The organism is Azotobacter armeniacus (assembly GCF_054779355.1).
In genome coordinates this window covers 1-18,340 of the sequence record NZ_BAAGYK010000008.1, presented here as the reverse complement: position 1 = coordinate 18,340, position 18,340 = coordinate 1, and the positions used below count along the sequence as shown (strand labels likewise).

General features: G+C 66.4%; 19 protein-coding genes and 1 pseudogene. 10 read left to right on the top strand and 10 right to left on the bottom strand.

Features of this window, described 5'->3' with window-relative positions; genetic code table 11:
* Window positions 1-119: 119 nt before the first annotated feature.
* Together ACYVD0_RS02450 and prlC are read right to left on the bottom strand one after the other, a co-directional pair.
* The gene (locus ACYVD0_RS02450) at window positions 120-401 is read right to left on the bottom strand and encodes a YheV family putative zinc ribbon protein (RefSeq protein ID WP_460425318.1); all 282 of its coding nucleotides are present in this window, start codon (window positions 399-401) and stop codon (window positions 120-122) included.
* Window positions 402-410: 9 nt separating this feature from the next.
* Window positions 411-2,492, bottom strand: coding sequence for an oligopeptidase A (gene prlC / locus ACYVD0_RS02445; protein ID WP_460425317.1), 2,082 nt, complete (start codon window positions 2,490-2,492; stop codon window positions 411-413).
* 206 nt (window positions 2,493-2,698) lie between these two features.
* Between prlC and ACYVD0_RS02440 the strand changes: the two genes are divergently transcribed.
* The 4 genes from ACYVD0_RS02440 (at window position 2,699) to ACYVD0_RS02425 (ending at window position 7,463) form a co-directional block, all read left to right on the top strand.
* On the top strand, window positions 2,699-3,229 hold the full coding sequence (locus tag ACYVD0_RS02440; protein WP_460425316.1) for a sigma-70 family RNA polymerase sigma factor: 531 nt from the start codon (window positions 2,699-2,701) through the stop codon (window positions 3,227-3,229).
* A complete protein-coding gene (locus ACYVD0_RS02435) occupies window positions 3,213-4,205 on the top strand; it encodes a FecR family protein (RefSeq protein ID WP_460425315.1) in 993 nt (330 codons plus the stop codon). Before ACYVD0_RS02440 ends, ACYVD0_RS02435 begins: the two co-directional genes overlap by 17 nt.
* A 208-nt stretch (window positions 4,206-4,413) precedes the next feature.
* Window positions 4,414-6,813 carry a TonB-dependent siderophore receptor gene (locus ACYVD0_RS02430; protein ID WP_460425314.1) on the top strand — a complete coding sequence of 800 codons (2,400 nt, stop codon included), beginning with the start codon at window positions 4,414-4,416 and terminating at the stop codon, window positions 6,811-6,813.
* Between the two features lie 71 nt (window positions 6,814-6,884).
* Window positions 6,885-7,463 carry a gamma carbonic anhydrase family protein gene (locus ACYVD0_RS02425; RefSeq protein ID WP_460425313.1) on the top strand — a complete coding sequence of 193 codons (579 nt, stop codon included), beginning with the start codon at window positions 6,885-6,887 and terminating at the stop codon, window positions 7,461-7,463.
* A 60-nt stretch (window positions 7,464-7,523) separates the two neighbouring features.
* On the opposite strand, the gene ycaC is transcribed toward ACYVD0_RS02425, so the two are convergent.
* The 5 genes and pseudogenes from ycaC to ACYVD0_RS02400 all read right to left on the bottom strand — a co-directional run bounded on the left by ycaC (window position 7,524) and on the right by ACYVD0_RS02400 (window position 10,641).
* Window positions 7,524-8,150 (bottom strand): isochorismate family cysteine hydrolase YcaC, encoded by a 627-nt coding sequence (gene ycaC / locus ACYVD0_RS02420; protein ID WP_460425312.1) that lies wholly within the window; start codon window positions 8,148-8,150, stop codon window positions 7,524-7,526.
* Between the two features lie 56 nt (window positions 8,151-8,206).
* A pseudogene (locus ACYVD0_RS02415) lies at window positions 8,207-8,607 on the bottom strand (cysteine hydrolase family protein).
* An 88-nt stretch (window positions 8,608-8,695) separates the two neighbouring features.
* Window positions 8,696-8,968, bottom strand: coding sequence for a pirin-like C-terminal cupin domain-containing protein (locus ACYVD0_RS02410; protein ID WP_460425335.1), 273 nt, complete (start codon window positions 8,966-8,968; stop codon window positions 8,696-8,698).
* Between the two features lie 288 nt (window positions 8,969-9,256).
* Entirely contained in the window at window positions 9,257-9,544 is a 288-nt protein-coding gene (locus ACYVD0_RS02405) for a DUF1161 domain-containing protein (protein ID WP_460425311.1), read from the bottom strand.
* On the bottom strand, window positions 9,541-10,641 hold the full coding sequence (locus ACYVD0_RS02400; RefSeq protein WP_460425310.1) for an aminopeptidase: 1,101 nt from the start codon (window positions 10,639-10,641) through the stop codon (window positions 9,541-9,543). The genes ACYVD0_RS02405 and ACYVD0_RS02400 overlap by 4 nt, the downstream gene beginning before the upstream one ends.
* Window positions 10,642-10,816: 175 nt before the next feature.
* On the opposite strand from ACYVD0_RS02400, the gene ACYVD0_RS02395 reads away from it, so the two are divergent.
* Together ACYVD0_RS02395 and ACYVD0_RS02390 are read left to right on the top strand one after the other, a co-directional pair.
* A complete protein-coding gene (locus tag ACYVD0_RS02395; protein WP_460425309.1) occupies window positions 10,817-11,236 on the top strand; it encodes a PA0061/PA0062 family lipoprotein in 420 nt (139 codons plus the stop codon).
* Window positions 11,237-11,268: 32 nt separating this feature from the next.
* A complete protein-coding gene (locus ACYVD0_RS02390; protein ID WP_460425308.1) occupies window positions 11,269-11,685 on the top strand; it encodes a PA0061/PA0062 family lipoprotein in 417 nt (138 codons plus the stop codon).
* 158 nt (window positions 11,686-11,843) lie between these two features.
* Here the strand turns inward: ACYVD0_RS02390 and ACYVD0_RS02385 are convergent, their stop codons facing one another.
* On the bottom strand, window positions 11,844-12,836 hold the full coding sequence (locus tag ACYVD0_RS02385; RefSeq protein WP_460425307.1) for an asparaginase: 993 nt from the start codon (window positions 12,834-12,836) through the stop codon (window positions 11,844-11,846).
* Between the two features lie 214 nt (window positions 12,837-13,050).
* Here ACYVD0_RS02385 and purE point away from each other — a divergent pair, with 214 nt between their 5' ends.
* The 3 genes from purE (at window position 13,051) to ACYVD0_RS02370 (ending at window position 14,977) form a co-directional block, all read left to right on the top strand.
* Window positions 13,051-13,542: a 5-(carboxyamino)imidazole ribonucleotide mutase gene (gene purE / locus ACYVD0_RS02380; protein WP_460425306.1), complete on the top strand. Its 492-nt coding sequence runs from the start codon at window positions 13,051-13,053 to the stop codon at window positions 13,540-13,542.
* Between the two features lie 15 nt (window positions 13,543-13,557).
* Complete coding sequence (locus ACYVD0_RS02375; protein WP_460425305.1) at window positions 13,558-14,643, top strand: 5-(carboxyamino)imidazole ribonucleotide synthase; 1,086 nt, start codon at window positions 13,558-13,560, stop codon at window positions 14,641-14,643.
* 88 nt (window positions 14,644-14,731) lie between these two features.
* Window positions 14,732-14,977: a GlsB/YeaQ/YmgE family stress response membrane protein gene (locus ACYVD0_RS02370; RefSeq protein ID WP_460425304.1), complete on the top strand. Its 246-nt coding sequence runs from the start codon at window positions 14,732-14,734 to the stop codon at window positions 14,975-14,977.
* Here ACYVD0_RS02370 and pbpG read toward each other — a convergent pair.
* On the bottom strand, window positions 14,959-15,909 hold the full coding sequence (gene pbpG / locus ACYVD0_RS02365; protein ID WP_460425303.1) for a D-alanyl-D-alanine endopeptidase: 951 nt from the start codon (window positions 15,907-15,909) through the stop codon (window positions 14,959-14,961). The two genes, ACYVD0_RS02370 and pbpG, sit on opposite strands and share 19 nt — an antisense overlap.
* 210 nt (window positions 15,910-16,119) lie before the next feature.
* Here pbpG and ACYVD0_RS02360 point away from each other — a divergent pair, with 210 nt between their 5' ends.
* Window positions 16,120-16,659, top strand: coding sequence for a DUF3299 domain-containing protein (locus ACYVD0_RS02360; RefSeq protein ID WP_460425302.1), 540 nt, complete (start codon window positions 16,120-16,122; stop codon window positions 16,657-16,659).
* Between the two features lie 101 nt (window positions 16,660-16,760).
* On the opposite strand, the gene ACYVD0_RS02355 is transcribed toward ACYVD0_RS02360, so the two are convergent.
* Window positions 16,761-18,101, bottom strand: a complete 1,341-nt coding sequence (locus tag ACYVD0_RS02355; protein ID WP_460425301.1) for an OprD family porin — start codon at window positions 18,099-18,101, stop codon at window positions 16,761-16,763.
* Window positions 18,102-18,340: the final 239 nt, after the last annotated feature.

Below are 18,340 nucleotides of genomic sequence, written 5' to 3'. Positions count from 1 at the left end.
TTTCACCATTGAGCATAAATGTGCATCACTTTACATCGCTTTAAGTGGACGGTGTGGGTGCGCACAAACAAAAAAGGCAATGGACACGCCATTGCCTTGATAGTCCGCGGGGCTTGGCTTCAGGCGTCCGGCTTCTTCAGCTTCGGGTTGGGGAAGAACTGCGCGGTGTGCACCTTGGGCGCAGCGGGGCCGGGGGTGGCCGGGGCCGCCTCGGCCTTGTTGACCCGGGTGCCCAGTTCGAGGGGCACCGACAAGCCCTCGGCATTGAGGGTGTCGGCAAAGGAGCAGGACACGCATTCTCGGTGGGGCACGCCGTCGACGTTCCACATCCGCACGGTGTCCATGGTTTCGCAGGCCGGGCACACGGCGCCGGCGATGAACTGTTTCTTGTGTCCGCTCATGATCTTCTCTCAGGCCGCCGCGCTCAGGCCAAGGTGACGGAGCAGGGCGTCGATGGACGGCTCGCGGCCGCGGAAGTCGACGAACAGCACCATGGGATCCTGCGAGCCGCCGCGGGCCAGGATCGCCTCGCGGAAGGCGCTGCCGGTGACGGGGTTGAACACGCCATCTTCCTCGAAGCGGGAGAAGGCGTCGGCGGACAGTACTTCCGCCCACTTGTAGCTGTAGTAGCCGGCCGCGTAGCCGCCGGCAAAGATGTGCGAGAAGCTGTTGGGGAAGCGGTTGTAGGCCGGCGGGCGCATCACCGAAACCTCGTCGCGGATGCCCTCCAGCACCTGGAGCACACTGCGCCCGTCGCCATGGTGGACGTGCAGCTCGAAGTCGAACAGCGAGAACTCCAGCTGGCGCGCCATCATCATCCCGGACTGGAAGTTCTTCGCCGCCAGCATCTTCTCCAGCAGGTCCTGGGGCAGTGCCTCGCCGGTCTCGTAGTGGCCGGAGATCAGCGCCAGGCCTTCCGGTTCCCAGCACCAGTTCTCCATGAACTGGCTGGGCAGCTCCACCGCGTCCCAGGGCACGCCGCTGATCCCGGAGACGCCGACATGCTCGATCCGCGTCAGCAGGTGATGCAGGCCGTGGCCAAACTCGTGGAACAGGGTGGTCACCTCGTCGTGGGTGAGCAGCGCAGGTTTGCCGCTCACCGCCGGGGTGAAGTTGCACACCAGGTTGGCCACCGGGCTGATCAGTTCGCCCTGCGCCGATCTGCGCTTGTCGCGGGCGCCGTCCATCCAGGCGCCGCCGCGCTTGTTGGCGCGGGCATAGAGATCGAAGAAGAAGCGCCCGACGTGCTCGCCGTTCTCCAGGATCTCGAACAGGCGCACATCCGGGTGCCAGGTGTCGAAGTCCTTCAACTCGCGGATCTCGATGCCGTAGAGGCGCTGGACCATGACGAACAGGCCGGTGAGCACCTTGTCGATCGGGAAGTAGGCGCGCAGCTGCTCCTGGGAGATGCTGTAGCGGGCCTGGCGCAGCTTCTCGCTGTAGTAGCCGACGTCCCAGCTGGCGAGATCGGTGCAGCCCTGATCAAAGGCGAAGGCGCGCAGCTCGGCCAGGTCCTGCTCGGCGAACGGCTTGCTGCGCGCGGCCAGATCGTGCAGGAAGCCCAGCACCTGCTCGCCGGAGTTGGCCATCTTGGTCGCCAGTGACAGCTCGGCATAGTTGTTGTAGCCGAGCAACTGGGCCAACTCACGGCGCAGGTCGAGGATTTCCACCATCAGCGGGCCGTTGTCGAGCTGCCCGGCGTTCGGCCCCTGGTCGGAGGCGCGGGTGCAGTAGGCCGCGTAGAGCTCCTCGCGCAGGGCGCGGTCGTCGGCATAGGTCATCACCGCGTAGTAGCTGGGGAATTCCAGGGTGATCAGCCAGCCGTCGAGCTCCTTGGCCTTGGCCGCCTGGGCCATCTGCGCCTTGGCCGAGTCGGTCAGGCCGGCCAGGGCGGCTTCGTCGGTAATGTGCTTGGTCCAGGCCTGGGTGGCGTCGAGCAACTGATTGGAGAAGCGGCTGGTCAGCTCGGAGAGGCGCATCTGGATCTCTCCGTAGCGCTGCTGCTCGGCCTTGGGCAGGTCGATGCCGGACAGGTGGAAATCGCGCAGGGTGTGTTCGAGGATGGTCTTCTGCGCCACCTCGAAGCCCGCGGCCTCGGGGCTGGCAGCCAGGGCCTTGTAGGCGTCGCAGAGGGCGTGGTTCTGTCCCAGCTCGGTCCAGTAGGCGGACAGCTTGGGCAGGCAGGCCTCGTAGGCGGCGCGCAGCTCGGGGCTGTTGCACACCGCGTTGAGGTGGCTGACCGGACTCCAGGCGCGGCCGAGGCGCTCGCCCAGCTCGTCCAGCGCCAGCACCAGGCCGTTCCAGCTCGGCGTGCCGCCCTGCTCGGCGAGCAGCTTGGCGATGGCCGCGCGGTTGTCGGTGAGGATCTGATCGATGGCCGGCTCGACATGCTCCGGACGGATGGCGGAATAGGGCGGCAGGTCGAAAGCTTGCAGAAGGGGGTTGCTGGCAGTCACGGCAGTTGACCTTGAGTCGGAAGGGACACCACCCATGTTAATGAGAAATTCCCGACAACGCAGCTCGGCAAATGGCTGGGCGGCCGAGCGGAAAATGCGGGGGCGGCGGGCCCTGCGGCAATGATGGCAGCCGAGGAAACGTTACCGTATATCGGCATGCGGATTGCTAGCCGGGTACTGGCCAGCATAAGATGAGAATTCCTCTTATTCGTATGACCAAGACAAGTGGACGGTAACCGGCCATGTCGACCCTCGACACGACCTACCAGCAGCAGGTAGCGCTCTACTATGCCGAGCACCATGGCTGGATACGTGCCTGGCTGTACAGGAAGCTGGGCAATGCCTGCGACTCCGCCGACCTGGCCCACGATGTGTTCCTGCGCCTGCTGGCCCGGCCGCGCCGGTTCGACAGCGACAGCCATGCCCGCGCCTACCTGCATGGCATGTCCCGCAATGTCTGCGTGGATTTCTGGCGCCGCCGGCAGGTCGAGCAGGCCTGGCTGGAGGTCATGGCCGGCCGCCCCGAAGCCGTGGCGCCCTCGGAGGAGCACCGGGCCCTGGTGCTGGAAGCCCTGCAGCAGGTACATGCGATGCTCTCCCGCCTGCCGGAGAGAGTCGCCGAGGCCTTTCTCCTGGCCCAGCTCGAAGGCCTCGGCTACAAGGCCATCGGCGAGCGCCTGGGAATTTCCGAGCGTACCGTGACCAAGTACATGGCCCAGGCGATGTACCAGTGCCTGCTGCTCGAGGCCGAACTCGATGAAGCGCTCGCCTGACCCCGTGTCCGGCCAGAAGCCCGATCACGCCACCCTGCAGCAGGCCGCCCACTGGTACGCCCGGCTGAGCGCCGATCCGCACGACGACGCCACCTGCGAGGCCTGGCGGCGCTGGCATGGGCAAAGCGATGCGCATCGCCACGCCTGGCAATATGTGGAGCGCGTCAGCCGGCGTTTCGCGGCCCTGCAGGGCGATGGCGACACCGCCGCGCGAACCCTGCGCACGGCGCGCCACACGGACATGTCCCGCCGTCAGGCGGTGCGCAGCCTGGCGCTGCTGTCGGGCGGCGCCCTGCTCGGCTGGATCGGCTGGCGCGCGACGCCCCTGCCGCATCTGCTCGCAGCCTGGCGCGCCGACTACCACACGGCAACCGGGGAAGTACGGGACTTCCTTCTGGCCGACGGCACGCACATCTGGCTCAACGGCGCCAGTGCCCTGGATACCGATTACCGACACGAGTGGCGTCGCCTGCAACTGCTCGCCGGGGAAGTGCTGATCGATACCGCCGAGGAGGCCAGGCCCTTCATCGTCGAAACCGCCGAAGGCAGCCTGCGGGCGCTGGGGACGCGCTTCAGCGTGACACAGCAGGACGGAAGCACCCGGCTGGCGGTCTTCGAGGGTGCGGTGGAGATCCGCACCGCCGGCACGGGCGCCATGCGCATCATCCAGGCCGGGCAGCAGCTGCGCTTCGATCGGCAGGCTATCGGCAGCACGGGGCCTGCCGTACAGACCCGCCAAGCCTGGGCCAAGGGCATCCTGCTGGTCAGCGACATGCCCCTGACGGAGTTCGTCGAGGAGCTGTCCCGCTACCAACACGGGCACTTGGGGGTCGCCCCGGAAGTCGCCCACCTGCGGGTCATGGGCGCCTACCCGCTGCATGACCCCGAGCAGATCCTGGCCATGCTGGAAAGTGCCCTGCCGGTTTCCATCCGCCGCCCGCTACCCTGGTGGACGACCATCGACGCCCGTCAGTGAGCTGTGCCCGTCGATCTTCCCAAAGGCCCCTGTCCTTGCGCGATTGCAGCCGTCCTCGAGGGACAGGGCGCAGCGCCTTCCCCAGTCGTCGGTCATCGGTCGAGGAAATTAATAAAAATTCTCATTTTCGCTTCCGGTTTTCTCTGCTCATCCGAATTAGCTGGTGACAACGGCCTCCTGCCGACCGAAATGCAGTAAGGGAAACCCCATGTCACCACGCCAAGCCCGCCGCTCCCGCTTCCCCCTCGCCCCGTTGACGCTGGCCATTCCATGCGTCCTGTCCGGTGCGCCAGCTTTGCTCTATGGCAGCGCCAGTCATGCCGCCGAACAACTGCAGATGCAGCACTACGAGATTCCCGCCGGCCCGCTGGCCGAGCGGCTCAACCAGTTCGCCGCCCAGGCCGGCATCTACCTTGCCGGCGATGCCGCCCTCACCGCCGGCAAGCGCAGCCAGCCGCTCGAGGGCCAGTACGAGGTCGAACAGGCGCTGCGCATCCTGCTCGGCGGCAGCGGGCTGCAGGCCGTGCCGACCCAGGCCGGACGCTATGAAATTCAGGCCCTGGCGGATACCGGCAGTGCGCTGGAGCTGGGGGCGGTCACAGTCAGTGCAGCAACGGACGACCGGACCTACCGGACGTCGGAAAGCGCCATCGGCGACAAGTTCGAGACGCCCTTCCTGGAACAGTCGCAGACGGCCTACAGCGTCACCCAGCAGGTGCTGGACGACTTCGCGGTGAGCGATCTGGAGGAGACCATCAAGTTCGTCCCCGGCATCACCATCGGCAACAGCTTCGGCGGCACCCAGGATTCGCTGGTCAAGCGCGGTTTCGGCAACGGCAGCGACGGCGGGGTCCTGCGCGACGGCATCCGCACCAGCGAAGGGCGCAACTACAACAGCGTCACCACCGAGCGAGTCGAGGTGCTCAAGGGCCCGGCCTCGCTGCTCTACGGCATGCAGGAGCCGGGCGGGGTGATCAACGTCGTCAGCAAGAAGCCCACCTACCACTGGCGCAGCACCCTGGGCGGACAGCTGTCCAGCGAGGGCGGCGGCAGCGGCTATTTCGACCTGTCCGGTCCCCTGGGCGAGAGCGGCTTCGCCTTTCGCCTGATCGGCCAGCACAAGGACGAGGACTACTGGCGCAACTACGGCGTCAACCGCGACAAGCTGGTCGCGCCGTCGCTGGCCTTCGAGAGCGAAGCGTTCTCGGCCAACCTGTCCTACGAGTATTCCGACTACACCTCGGTCCTCGACCGCGGCGCCTTCTTCTACGACGGCCATGCGGTCGGCAACCGCGACCACCGGCTCGACGAGCACTGGACGCGGATCGACGGCCAGCGCCAGTACGCCAGCCTGGCCATGGAGTACCGCTTCTCGCCGACCTCGCGCCTGCGTTTCAACTATGGCTGGAACGAGAACGCCTACAGCGACTACCAGGCCGATCCGAACGCCTACGACCCGGCGACCGGCGAGCTGCGCCGGCGTTTTCGCAGCAATCCGGACGTCGAGCGGACCCGCAACTATGCGTCCCTCGACTGGCTCAACGACCTGGAGCTGGGCGGCCTGCGCCACGAACTGGCCCTCGGCGCCGACCACGAACGCCACGACGAGTCGAACGGCTTCTTCTACCAGGGGCCCAACACCTGGGGCTTCGATCCGGATTCGCCGCACTACGGCGACCTGAAACAGGACGATGAGGTCAATCCGAGCAACAGCCAGCACCGCTCGCGGGTGCGCATGCTGTCCGCCTACGTCAAGGACAACATCCATGTCGGCGAGCGCTGGATCCTCTCCCTGGGCCTGCGCCACCAGCGCTTTCGTCAGCGGGACTGGTCGGGCATTCCCAGCCAGATCGGCACCAACCTGAACAAGAGCAAGAACCTGCCCTTCGCCGGCCTGGTCTACAAGCTGGACGACGAGTTCTCCCTGTACGCCAACTACAGCGAGTCCTACAAGCCGAACGTCATCGCCTCCGGCACGCTGGTGGATGGCGGCAGCGACCCGGAGGAGGGCCGCCAGTACGAGGTCGGCCTGCGCTACGACAACGGCTGGCTGTCGGGCCTGGTCGCGCTGTTCGACATCCGCAAGGAAAACATCCAGACCACCGAGACCATCGACGGCGAGCAGGTCACCCGGGCGATCGGCGAGGCCCGCTCGCGGGGCCTGGAGGCCAGCCTCAACGGCCAGCTGGGCGAGCGCTGGAACCTGGTCGCCAACTACGCCTACACCGATACCGAGGTGCTCGAGGACTCGCCGGCCAACGAGGGCAACGAACTGGTCAACGTCGCCCACAACGTCGCCGGACTGTTCCTCTCCTACGACCTGCCGCAGAGCGTGCTGCCCGGCGCCTTGCGGCTCGGCGGCGGCGCCCGCTACGTCGGCTCGCGCGAGGGCGACTCGGCGAACAGCTTCGAGCTGCCCGGCTACACCACCTACGACGCCTTCGTCGCCTGGACGCTGCCGGATGTGATCGGCAAGAAGACCGAGCTGCAGCTGAACGTCGACAACCTGACCGACAAGGAATACTTCATCTCCAGCGGCGGCACCAGCAACCGGGTGTCCTGGGGCGCGGCGCGCACCGCCACGCTGTCGGCGACCGTGGATTTCTGAGCGGCGGCCCGCGCTATTGCGCCCGCCGGGCCAGTTCGGGACGATACGGCACCCCACATGGAGTCTTCAGCATGAGCATCAGAACCTTCCAGGGCATCACTCCGACGCTGGGCGAACGGGTCTTCGTCGATCCCACCGCCGTGGTGCTCGGCGACGTGGCGATCGGCGCCGACAGCTCGGTCTGGCCGCAGGTGGCGATCCGCGGCGACGTGCACCGTATCCGCATCGGCGCGCGCACCAGCATCCAGGACGGCAGCGTGCTGCACGTCACCCACGCCGGACCGTTCAACGCGGACGGCTATCCGCTGGAGATCGGCGACGACGTCACCGTCGGCCACCAGGTGACCCTGCACGGCTGCCGCATCGGCAACCGCGTGCTGGTCGGCATGGGCGCCATCGTGCTGGACGGCGCGCTGGTCGAGGACGAGGTGATCATCGGCGCCGGCAGCCTGGTGCCGCCCGGCAAGACGCTGGAGAGCGGCTTCCTGTACGTCGGCAGCCCGGTGAAGCAGGCGCGCCCGCTGAACGACAAGGAGCGCAACTTCTTCCGCTACAGCGCCGAGAACTACGTGCGCCTGAAGGACCAGCACCTGGCCGAGAACTACCTGCCGCTGAAGGAGCCGCACCTGGTCGCGGATCACGAGGACTGAGCCACGGCACGGGGCATTCGGGCGACTGGCCTGGATACAGGTTGAATCTGTGAACAGCGCTCACTTGCCGGAGGCAAGCGTGGTGTAGCTGGTGATCAGGTTGCGGTAGTCCGGGATGTGGTTGGCGAACAGTGTGCCCAGGCCTTCGATGTCGTTGCGCCAATCGCGATGCAACTCGCAGGCTACGCCGAACCAGGTCATCAGCTGCGCACCGGCGGCGGACATGCGGTCCCAGGCGGAATGCCGGGTGACCTCGTTGAATGTGCCGGAGGCGTCGGTGACCACGAACACCTCGTACCCCTCCTCGATGGCCGACAGGGCCGGGAAGGCCACGCAGACCTCGGTGACCACGCCGGCGATGATCAACTGCTTCCTGCCGGTGGCCTTCACCGCCGTGACGAACTCCTCGTTGTCCCAGGCGTTGATCTGGCCGGGGCGGGCGATGTACGGCGCCTCGGGGAACTGCTCTTTCAACTCGGGTACCAGCGGGCCGTTGGGGCCGCTTTCGAAGCTGGTGGTAAGGATGGTCGGCAGCTTGAAGTACTGGGCCAGGTCGCCCAGGGCCAGCACGTTGTTCTTGAACATGTCCGGCTCGATGTCGCGGACCAAGGACAGCAGGCCGGCCTGGTGGTCGACCAGCAGGACGGCGGCCTGACTCCTGTCGAGGCGTTTGTAGGGGATAGCCATCTGGGTTCTCCTTGCTTCTCATGCACGCCATGCCCCGTTCGGCGCATGGCAGGGGATCATTGGTGCTGCGAATCCAGCGCTTCGTTGTCCTTCGCTACCTGCTGGGCCTTGAGGTGGCTCTCGATCAGCAATTGGTAGTGCGGGAAGATCTGGCTGTAGGCCTCGGCCCACTGCGCCGCGCCCGGACGGCTCCATCCAGTTTTGGCCGCCTCGTGGATCTCGGAAGTCAGCGGACCGTTGGGCCCCTGGAGTACCGAGGCGGTGGTGATGACGGGAATCTTCGCCAGGCTGGTGACCTTGACCAGGGTGATGGCATTGGCGCGCAGCTCCGGCATTGGCATGTCCTTCACCGTCTGGAGCAGTCCGCTCTGATGGTCGATCAGCAGCATCGCCGCGTCGTTGGGTCGATCTTCGGGATCTTGCTGATGAAGCTGGCGGCGTGTGCAAAGGCACTCATGGTCATGTCCTCGCGGTTGTTGAGAAAACCCGCCCCTGGCCTTGCGGGCGAAGTGCCCGCAAGGCCCACAACTCATTTGTGGGAATATTCAGATTAGGACGCAATCCGCCTGACGGTGTGGCATCAGGGGGTTCATTCGCCCGAACTCACCGGCCCGGAAGTCCCGGATCGACTGGCGTATCTCATCTTCGCTGTTCATCATGAAGGGGCCGTGACCGACGATCGGTTCGTCGATGGGCTCGCCGGCGATAGCGACCCCGCAAAACCGGCGGGGCGCCGTAGGAGTCCCCCCCAGCTTCAGGTGGGGGGAGGACATCAACAAGGCATGCTTCCGGACATGTAGGCCATCGCTTACACGGATTCAAGCACTTGTCCTCTTATCGGTCGCTGGTCAGACCCGTAGTATTGCGCCTGTGTCGACGGATCGGCACCGGCTGACCAGGATGGCGGCCAAGGACTTCGCAGGAGAGCGATTCATCAGGACGATGACTCGAAGGAAGAAGTAAAAATTACGGAAAAACGGCGAGAGTGACCTTCTCGCCGTTTTTTCGTTCGCCGAAAAGTCCTGATCCCGATCACAGTCGACCAGGCCCAGGCCACCCAGGACCTGCAACTGCCGTCGCCTCGGCCGGAACTGGCCGGGCGTGGATCAGTCCGCGTCCCCTCTCTGCGCAGGGACGGGGGGAGGGGAATCACTCCGGCGGGCGCCGTCGTTGCGCTGGTAGATGATCTTCTTGGTGCCGCCTTCGCAGCTGCCGACCACCATGCTGGGGTCGGTCACTTCCGCGTTGGGCACTATCTCCAGGGTGTAGGAAGTCACGCCGGCGGCCTGGATCTTTACCTCGATCTCTTCCTTGAGTTCCGCACAGGGCTTGATCGCCGCCAGCAGCGGGGTGCTCAGCAGGCAGAGCGAGAGGGCAAGACAACTTCTGTTCATGGATTGTCCTCTTGGATGGCAATGGCAGGTGTCGCGCCTTCCTGCAGTTCGGCCAGGCGTCGTTCGCGCGCGGCGGCGGGCAGCTGCGCCAGGCGCTCGGCTTCGGCATAGAAGCGTGGCCAATCCTGGCCGGCGCGGCGGAATATTTCCTTGAAGGCCGGCAGCCAGCCGTCGTACAGGCCGAACGGCAGCAGCTTGGCGTTGTTCAGCGGGCCCTCGACCCAGGCGTCGTAGTGGCGGTCGCCCTGCCACTCGCCGTCGCGCAGCGCCCGGTAGCGCAGGCGCAGGCGCTCGAACTCGGCCGCCTTGCGCTGGCGCATCTCGCTCGCTGGCAGGCCGCTGGCGTAGAGCTCGCGCAGGCGCTCGCGGGTGTCCAGCACCAGGCGGGTGAACTGCTCGCCCTGATGGGCGCGCCGCTCGTCCGGCGGCGGCAGGCCGCGGCTGGCGCGCCACTGGCGCAGGCCTTCGCGCTCGACGAAGCTGGCGAAGGACTCGTTGAAGGCGGTGTCGTTCGGCACGTAGAGTCGCTGGTGCGCCAGTTCGTGGAAGATCAGCGCGGCCAGGGCGTCGTCGCCGTGGCGCAGCATGCCGGCGAGGATCGGGTCGGCGAACCAGCCGAGGGTGGAATAGGCCTCCACGCCGCCGACGAAGGTGTCCAGCCCCTGCTGGTGCAGCAGCGCCGCCGCGCCGCGTGCCCGGCCGGGCTGGTAGTAGCCGCGATAGGCGACGCAGCCGGCGATCGGGAAGCAGTGGCTGAGCGGCTCCACCGAGAATTCCTCGGTGGCCAAGAGGTTCCACACCACGTAGGGCCGTCCGAGGTCGGCGTAGAGGCGGTAGCTGTCGTTGTCCGGCAGGCCGAGCCGCGCGCTGGCGAAGCGGCGGGCCTGCTGGGCCTCGGCGAGGCGCTGGCGCAGCACGGGGTCGCGGACCGGGTCGGCGATCACGGCGGCGACCGGCTCGCGCCGGTGCAGCAGCTCGAGCTGTCCGCCGACCAGATGACCGTAATAGTCGAGAGTGGAACAACCGTTCAGACAGACGGCTAGCAACAGGGGAACCCCGCGCAGGGTAAGGTTGTCGAGTGAGCTGAAAAGTTTCATCCGGCGAACTTGGTGGGCCTGAAGGCGTTCAAGAAAAGTGAGCGGCTCGCTCGCCCACGCATCATGGAGTGTACAGGCAGCAGGCGGATAATCCCCCGGCTTCGATGCTGAGGGAGCCGGCCCGGTTTTTCCATTGCCCACCCGTTCCATAACCACGACAACCCGGAGCCTTGTCATGCGTGCCTTCATTCTTCTTCCCTGTCTGCTGACCCTCGGTGGCTGTAACCTGCTGATGCCGCGGCATGATCCCGGCCAGGCCTGGATCGAGTTGAACCCCCAGATACCCCATTCGCTGCGCGCCGCCGAGGTGGACAGGAAGGCGCTGGATGACCACCGTTTCTTCCAGGTCAGCCCTGGCTACCACGAGCTGGGCATGCGCTACCGCTTCGAGGTGTCGGGCAGCAACATTGGCTCGGAAAGCGCGCCCTATGAGCGCAACTGCCTGATCCGCCTGAACTATAAGGAATTCACCGCAGGCCAGCGTTATAGTCTGGAAGTCGGCGATGTCGGTTTCCGCCCCTGGGCCAAACTTTATGACGGCCAGCGTCGGGTGGTGGCGAGCGGTCGGGAGAGCGGCTGCAGCAGCGGAGCCTGAGGCGCCGGCGCTTCCTTCCCGCGAGGCCGCCGATGCACCAACGATTCCCCTGGCTGACCATCCCCCTCCTGCTGGCCGCCTGTGCCAGTCCGCTGCCCGAGCCGGACCCGAAGATGGCCTGGGTCGAGCTGGAGGCCCGCGAGGTGACCAGCCTGCTGATGGCCGAGCGGCTGGACGGCAAGCGGCTGAGCGACGGCCGCTATTTCCAGGTCGGTCCCGGCGCCCACGAGCTGGAGGCGACTTTCCGCTACTACTATCAGGGCAATCCGATGGGCCGCAATCCCCTGGCAACGACCTGTACGCTGCGCCTGCGCTACCCCGGCTTCGCCGCCGGGCAGCGCTACCGGCTGGAGGCCTGGGCCCTGGCCAGCCAGGTCCAGGGCGTGCTCTACGACGCCTCGGGGCGGGAGCTGGCCGAGGCCGAGGTGCTGAGCTGCGGGCTGTATTAGATCCCGGGTGTTTTCAGGTTGTCCGCGCTCATCCTGCCGAGCTGGCCAGGGTAGGGCATGTGCGGATTCCCCCCTCTCCCCAACCCTCTCCCCGCCGGGGAGAGGGAGCTGAGAGCCGCCGTGCCGGGGATTGCGGCTGGTGTTGCCTGAAAATGCCACTAGTCGGCGCATTCGCCGCACAGATCCAGCGCCAGCCAGTGTTCGGTCTCGTCCGCCGTCAGGCCGGCGCCGAGCAGGGCGAACAGTTTGCCGAGAGCCGCCTCGCGGGTCATGCCGTCGCCACCGACCAGCCCGGCATCGCGCAGGGCGTTGCCGGCGGCATAAACGCCGAACGCCACATGGCCGTGGGGACACTGGCTGGTGGCGAGCAGCACTACGCCGCGCCGGCGGGCTTCGCGCAGCACCTCGAGCAGTTCGGCGTCGCCCGCGGGGCCGGTACCGCTGCCGTAGCACTCCAGCACCAGGCCTTGTACGCCGCTGCCGAGCAGGGTGCGCAGCTGCGCCGCCTGCAGGCCGGGGAACAGTGGCAGCACGGCGAGGTTCACCGGGTGACGAATCCGGTGGTAGTCGAGCTCGGCGGGCAGGGCGGCGGCACGTTCGCCGTGGCGCTGGCGCGGCAGCTCGGCGAAGGCCTCGAAGGTCGCGCTGCCCAGCTTGCTGGCGCGGGCGCCGTGCAGCAGGCGCCCGCCGAAGTAGAGGTGCACGCCGGGCGCCACGCCCTGCGCAAGGGCGTCCATGGCACCGAACAGGTTGGCCCAGGCGTCGCTGCCCGGGGCGTCCGCCGGCAGCATCGCGCCGGTCAGCACGATCGGCACGCCCAGGCCGAGCAGCAGGAAGCTCAACGCCGCGGCGCTGTAGGCCAGGGTGTCGGTGCCGTGCAGCAGCAGCACGGCGTCGCAATCGTCTTCCTTCACCGCGGCGACGATGGCGTCGCGCATGGCCAGCCAGTGGCCCTGGTTCATGTTGGCGCTGTCGATCGGCGGACTCAGCTCGCGGTAGCGCCAGGGCTGCACGCGGCGCTGCGGCTCGGCGGCCAGCCGTTCGCGCAGGCGTGCGTCGAAGCCTGCGGCCGGCACCAGACCGCCGGGGCTGGCCTGCATGCCGATGGTGCCGCCGCTGTAGAGGACCATGAGGTGGTTGATCGCGGACATGGCCTGATACTCGGGAAGGTGGAGCATTCATGGTAACCCGGACAGGAGGTCCACGCCCCTGCACTCCCGAGCTCGGCTTTGGGTTATACTCCGCCGCTTGATAATGCGACCCTCTCGCAACTCGAGGCGGTTCGCTTCCCTTGCCAAGCCACGCCCTGCCAGCGTGGCTTGTTGTTTTTGACGCGCCTGCGGGCGCCAACGAAGAGGCACGACGATGAGCGCACTGGTAGGCGTGATCATGGGTTCCAAGTCCGACTGGAGCACCCTCTGTCACACCGTGGAGATGCTGGACAAGCTGGGCATCCCCAACGAAGTCAAGGTGGTTTCCGCCCACCGCACTCCGGATCTGCTCTTCCAGTACGCCGAGCAGGCCGAATCCCACGGCATCCAGGTGATTATCGCGGGGGCCGGCGGCGCCGCCCACCTGCCGGGCATGTGTGCGGCCAAGACCCACCTGCCGGTGCTCGGCGTGCCGGTGCAGTCGTCGATGCTCTCCGGGGTCGATTCGCTGCTGTCGATCGTGCAGATGCCGGCCGGCGTGCCGGTCGCCACCCTGGCCATCGGTCGGGCCGGCGCGATCAATGCCGCGCTGCTCGCCGCCAGCATCCTCGGCGCCAGGCACCCGCAGTTCCACGAGGCGCTCAAGCGTTTTCGCGACGAGCAGACCCGCACCGTGCTCGACAATCCGGACCCGCGCGAAGCGTGAGAAAGGGGCTTTGACATGAAGATCGGCGTGATCGGTGGCGGCCAACTGGGCCGCATGCTGGCCCTGGCGGGCACTCCGCTGGGCATGAACTTCGCCTTCCTCGACCCGGCGCCGGATGCCTGCGCGAGCGCCCTCGGCGAGCACATCCGCGCCGACTATGGCGACCAGGATCATCTGCGCCAACTGGCCGACGAGGTCGATCTGGTCACTTTCGAGTTCGAGAGCGTGCCGGCCGAGACCGTGGCCTTCCTCTCCCAGTTCGTTCCCGTCTACCCCTCCGCCGAGTCCCTGCGCATCGCCCGTGACCGCTGGTTCGAGAAGAGCCTGTTCCGCAGCCTCGGCATTCCTACCCCGGAATTCGCCAATATTCACTCGCAGGTCGACCTGGACGCTGCCGTGGCCGAGATCGGCCTGCCGGTGGTGCTCAAGACCCGCACCCTGGGCTACGACGGCAAGGGCCAGAAGGTCTTGCGCAAGCTCGAGGACGTTGCCGGCGCCTTCGCCGAGCTGGGCAGTGTGCCGTGCATCCTCGAAGGCTTCGTACCCTTCACCGGCGAGGTGTCGCTGGTCGCCGTGCGTGGCCGCGACGGCGAGAGGCGCTTCTACCCGCTGGTGCACAACACTCACGAGAGCGGCATCCTGCGCCTGTCGGTGGCCAGCTGCGAGCATCCGCTGCAGGCCCTGGCCGAGGATTACGTCGGTCGCGTGCTGGAGAAGCTGGACTACGTCGGCGTGCTGGCCTTCGAATTCTTCGAGGTGGATGGCGGTCTCAAGGCCAACGAGATCGCCCCGCGGGTGCACAACTCCGGGCACTGGACCATCGAAGGCGCCGAGTGCAGTCAGTTCGAAAACCATCTGCGTGCGGTGGCCGGGCTGCCGCTCGGCTCCACCGCCAAGGTGGGCGAGAGCGCCATGCTCAACTTCATCGGCGAGGTGCCGCCGATGGACCGGGTGGTGGCCATCGCCGACTGCCACCTGCACCACTACGGCAAGGCCTTCAAGGCCGGGCGCAAGGTTGGCCACGCCACCCTGCGTTGCCGAGATCTGCCGACCCTCGAGGCGCGCATCGCCGAGGTCGAGGCATTGATCGCCAGGGGCTGAGTGCAGCCCGCGGTCCGCTGCCTGGATGGCGAGCGCGCAGGAGCGCGACTAGGCTGAGGGTGTCACGGTCTTCTGGGAGGGCTCTGCGATGGGCATCCTCGGCACTATCCTCATCGGCCTGCTGATTGGCGTGGTCGCGCGCTTTATCAAGCCGGGCGAGCAGCCCATGGGCTGGATCATGACCATCCTGCTCGGTATCGGCGGTTCGCTCGTGGCCACCTACGGCGGCCAGGCGCTGGGCATCTACCGCGCCGGCGAGGCCGCCGGCTTCATCGGCGCGGTGATCGGCGCCGTCGTCCTGCTGGTCATATACGGCTATCTGCGCAAATCCTGAGCGGTAGCGGTGACCTGGGTCTTCTGCCATTCCAGGAGCTTCTGCTGTTTGTGGCGCTTGGCCGCCAGGGGGACCGGGGTGGTCTTGCCGGTTTCCAGCCAGCGCCGCACGCGGGTAGCGTCGCCGACATGGGAGTGCTTACCGAAGGTGTTCAGCAGCACCATGGCCACGGGGCGGTTCTGCACCATTGCGAGCATGGCCAGGCAGTGGCCCGCCTTGTTGATGAAGCCGGTCTTGGTGACCTCGATGCGCCAGGCGGGGTTGCGCACCAGGGGGTTGGTGTTGTTGAAGTTCTGCACGTAGTTCGGCTTCTGGAAGCGCGCGCTCTGGCCCGGCGTGGTGCTCAGCTGGCGGATCAGCGGGTACTGCCGCGCGGCCCTGAGCAGCCGCACCAGATCGCGGGCGGTGGAGACGTTGCGTTCCGACAGGCCGGTCGGCTCGACGAAGTGGGTCCTGCTCATGCCCAGCGCGCGGGCCTTGGCGTTCATCGCCGCGACGAAGCGCGCATGGCCGCCCGGATAGTTGTGCGCGAGGCTCGCCGCGGCGCGGTTCTCCGAGGACATCAGGGCCAGGCGCAGCATCTCCTTGCGGCTGATGCGGCTGTTGACCCGCACCCGCGAGTAGACGCCGCGCAGTTCGTGGGTGTCGTGGATGAGCACCGGGATTACCTCGCCGAGCGGCAGATTGGCATCCAGGGTCACTACGGCGGTCATCAGCTTGCTGATCGAGGCGATCGGCACGACCACGTCCGGGTGGCTGGCGAACAGCTCCCGGCCGCTGTTCAGATCGACCACCAGGGCACTGGCGGAGGCCAGCTCCAGGGGGGGCGGCATGCGGGCCGACGGGGTCTTGTCGGTGGCCTGGACGCTGGGCATGACGGCAACGCATGCGCAGGCCAGCAAGAAGGCTAAGATCGGGGAACGGGTTTTCATGCGCATGACTCGCCGTGGGCTGCGTAGGGGGGCTGACGCTAACAAGCCATTTTAATGCGGTATAGCCAAATGCTGCTGCTTTTCAATGTTGTCGGGCGAAGATGCCCATGGCTCATCGCCAACCCCGGGGCGCCGCTCTTTATCAGTGCCCCAGTCGATGCCATCATGTCGTTCGCTTTGCCTCCCCCCTTCAATCGCCGATTCGATTCCATGCGCCGACTACCGTTCCTTCTCGCCCTGCTTTTCGCCAGCTCCCTGTCGCACGCCGAACCGCCGGAACTGGACTGGCTGGAACTGATGCCCGATGACGACCGCCAGGCCCTGGAAGACATGCCGGACATCAGTCACGACACGCCGGAGGTCGATGGCGACTTCACTGCCAAGGGCGGCCTCAAGCAGAAGGCCGGGAACCTGCCAGCGGTGATGTACTCGGCGCGGACGGTGCCGGAGCTGAACGGCCGGGAGATCCGCCTGGGCGGCTATCCGGTGCCGCTGGAGAACGACGGCAAGGGGCGCAGCACCATCTTCTTCCTGGTTCCCTATCCCGGCGCCTGCATCCACCTGCCGCCGCCGCCGCCAAACCAGATCGTCCTGATCCGTTATCCGAAAGGCATCCGCCTGGACGATATCTCGATCCCGCTGTGGGTGGACGGCAGGCTGCGGGTGGAGAAGGTCAGCAACGAGTTGGCAGACGCCGCCTATGCTATTGAGGCGAGTGGGGTCGAGCAGGTCGAGGAGGAGGCGCTGTAGTGGGGGCTACCCGGACGGCGAGCCATCCTCGCGCGGGACCCGGCGTTGCGCCAGGCGACTCCGCGTGAAATCGCGTCCCTGCGATTTCGATGGGGAAGCGCTCAGAGCAGCGGAATGCTGTAGTTGACGATCAGGCGGTTTTCATCCAGGTCCCGGGCATCGTTGCCGCGCCACATGCCGTTCATCCAGGTGAGCCCGAGCCCTTTGAACATGCCGTCCTGCACTGTGTAATCCAGGCGGAAGTCGCGCTCCCACTCGCGGCGGTCGCTGCCGGCGGCGTCGATGTCGTCGCCGCTGAAGTAGTTCAGGCCGGCCCTCAGGCCCGGTACGCCGACCTTGGCGAAGTCGTAGGCGTACTTGAGTACCCAGGTGTTCTCGCCTGCATTGTGGAACTTGTGCATCTGGGCGTCGGTGATCAGGTAGAGCACCCGGCCCGCGCCTTGGTTGAGGTGGGGGAAGTCGCTGTTGCCGGTGATCTTCTGGTAGCCGGCGCCCAGCGAGTGGCCGCCCAGGCTGTAGGTGAACATGGCGCTCCACACGCGGTTGTCCACCTCATGGCGATTGGAGCTTCCGGCACCCCAGTAGCCGTTGGCGCGGTAGCCCTCGGCACGGCCGGAGGCGCTGGCGTTCTCGCCGTCGGAGTCGCTGTCGAAGTAGCGCAGGTCGGTCTTCAGCGCGCCGGCCGGTAGCGCCCAGTTGTGGGTCAGGCCGAGGAAGTGCTGTTTGTAGAAGTCGCGCAGGTTGCCGTAGTAGTACTGCAGCAACAGGTCCTTGTTGACCTTGTAGTCGACGCCGCCGTAGTAGAACTCGTTGCTGAACTGGCCGGTCTTGGCGTTGTTCGAGCCCTCGATGGACAGGCTGTCGCTGTTGCTGGAATTACGCTCGGTGGAGTGTTCCAGCTTGCCGGCGATGAAGGTGAAGTCCTTCAGCTCGTTGGTGGTGATCTGCCCGCCCTCGTAGGTCTGCGGCAGCAGGCGGCCGTCGTTGGCGATCACCACCGGCAGGCGCGGGCGCAGGGTGCCGTACTGCACCAGGGTCTGCGAGAAGCGCATCTTGCCGGTCACGCCGAGCCGGCTGAAGTCGCGGGTAGCCTTGCCATTGCTCTCCAGCGGGAAGAGCTGCCCCGGAATGCGGTCAACCTCGGAGGCCGCCTTGTCGGCATCGCCGCCGGCATCCAGGCGCAGACCGTAGGAGCCCAGCAGATCAAGGCCGAAGCCGACGGTGCCCTGGGTGAAGCCGGACTGATAGTCGAGGACGAAGGCCTGGCCCCACTCCTCGGCGCCGCCGCGGTCCTCGTTGCGGACATCCTGGTTGTAATAGAAGTTGCGCAGGTTGAGCGTGGCCTTGCTGTCTTCGAAGAAGCCCGCGGCGCCCGCCTGTTGTGACAGAGTCTGACCCAGAATGGCTGCCGTCACGGCCAGGGTCAGAGTGAACTTGTTCATGTGTTCCTTTTCTCCAGATGAGTTTACAGGTTGTCCATGAGCCGGACCCGTCCGGGGGTACGACGCGCCGGGTGGCGGAAAATGACATTTATGTTTCGATTTGGAAATTGAGATCGAGGCCTCCTGGCAAAAATAAATAAATAAGGTAATCCCCCGGCTTAGCCGGGGGACTCCTTGAGGTTTGACCGTGTGATACGATCATCGGGAGCCTTCTGTCTCGACCAAGAGATATGAGGTAC

Coding starts and splice junctions, on each gene's coding strand:
- ACYVD0_RS02450 (WP_460425318.1), bottom strand. CDS start 401: ATGAGCGGACACAAGAAACAGTTCATCGCCGGCGCCGTGTGCCCGGCC.
- prlC (WP_460425317.1), bottom strand. CDS start 2,492: ATGGGTGGTGTCCCTTCCGACTCAAGGTCAACTGCCGTGACTGCCAGC.
- ACYVD0_RS02440 (WP_460425316.1), top strand. CDS start 2,699: ATGTCGACCCTCGACACGACCTACCAGCAGCAGGTAGCGCTCTACTAT.
- ACYVD0_RS02435 (WP_460425315.1), top strand. CDS start 3,213: ATGAAGCGCTCGCCTGACCCCGTGTCCGGCCAGAAGCCCGATCACGCC.
- ACYVD0_RS02430 (WP_460425314.1), top strand. CDS start 4,414: ATGTCACCACGCCAAGCCCGCCGCTCCCGCTTCCCCCTCGCCCCGTTG.
- ACYVD0_RS02425 (WP_460425313.1), top strand. CDS start 6,885: ATGAGCATCAGAACCTTCCAGGGCATCACTCCGACGCTGGGCGAACGG.
- ycaC (WP_460425312.1), bottom strand. CDS start 8,150: ATGGCTATCCCCTACAAACGCCTCGACAGGAGTCAGGCCGCCGTCCTG.
- ACYVD0_RS02405 (WP_460425311.1), bottom strand. CDS start 9,544: ATGAACAGAAGTTGTCTTGCCCTCTCGCTCTGCCTGCTGAGCACCCCG.
- ACYVD0_RS02400 (WP_460425310.1), bottom strand. CDS start 10,641: ATGAAACTTTTCAGCTCACTCGACAACCTTACCCTGCGCGGGGTTCCC.
- ACYVD0_RS02395 (WP_460425309.1), top strand. CDS start 10,817: ATGCGTGCCTTCATTCTTCTTCCCTGTCTGCTGACCCTCGGTGGCTGT.
- ACYVD0_RS02390 (WP_460425308.1), top strand. CDS start 11,269: ATGCACCAACGATTCCCCTGGCTGACCATCCCCCTCCTGCTGGCCGCC.
- ACYVD0_RS02385 (WP_460425307.1), bottom strand. CDS start 12,836: ATGTCCGCGATCAACCACCTCATGGTCCTCTACAGCGGCGGCACCATC.
- purE (WP_460425306.1), top strand. CDS start 13,051: ATGAGCGCACTGGTAGGCGTGATCATGGGTTCCAAGTCCGACTGGAGC.
- ACYVD0_RS02375 (WP_460425305.1), top strand. CDS start 13,558: ATGAAGATCGGCGTGATCGGTGGCGGCCAACTGGGCCGCATGCTGGCC.
- ACYVD0_RS02370 (WP_460425304.1), top strand. CDS start 14,732: ATGGGCATCCTCGGCACTATCCTCATCGGCCTGCTGATTGGCGTGGTC.
- pbpG (WP_460425303.1), bottom strand. CDS start 15,909: ATGAAAACCCGTTCCCCGATCTTAGCCTTCTTGCTGGCCTGCGCATGC.
- ACYVD0_RS02360 (WP_460425302.1), top strand. CDS start 16,120: ATGCGCCGACTACCGTTCCTTCTCGCCCTGCTTTTCGCCAGCTCCCTG.
- ACYVD0_RS02355 (WP_460425301.1), bottom strand. CDS start 18,101: ATGAACAAGTTCACTCTGACCCTGGCCGTGACGGCAGCCATTCTGGGT.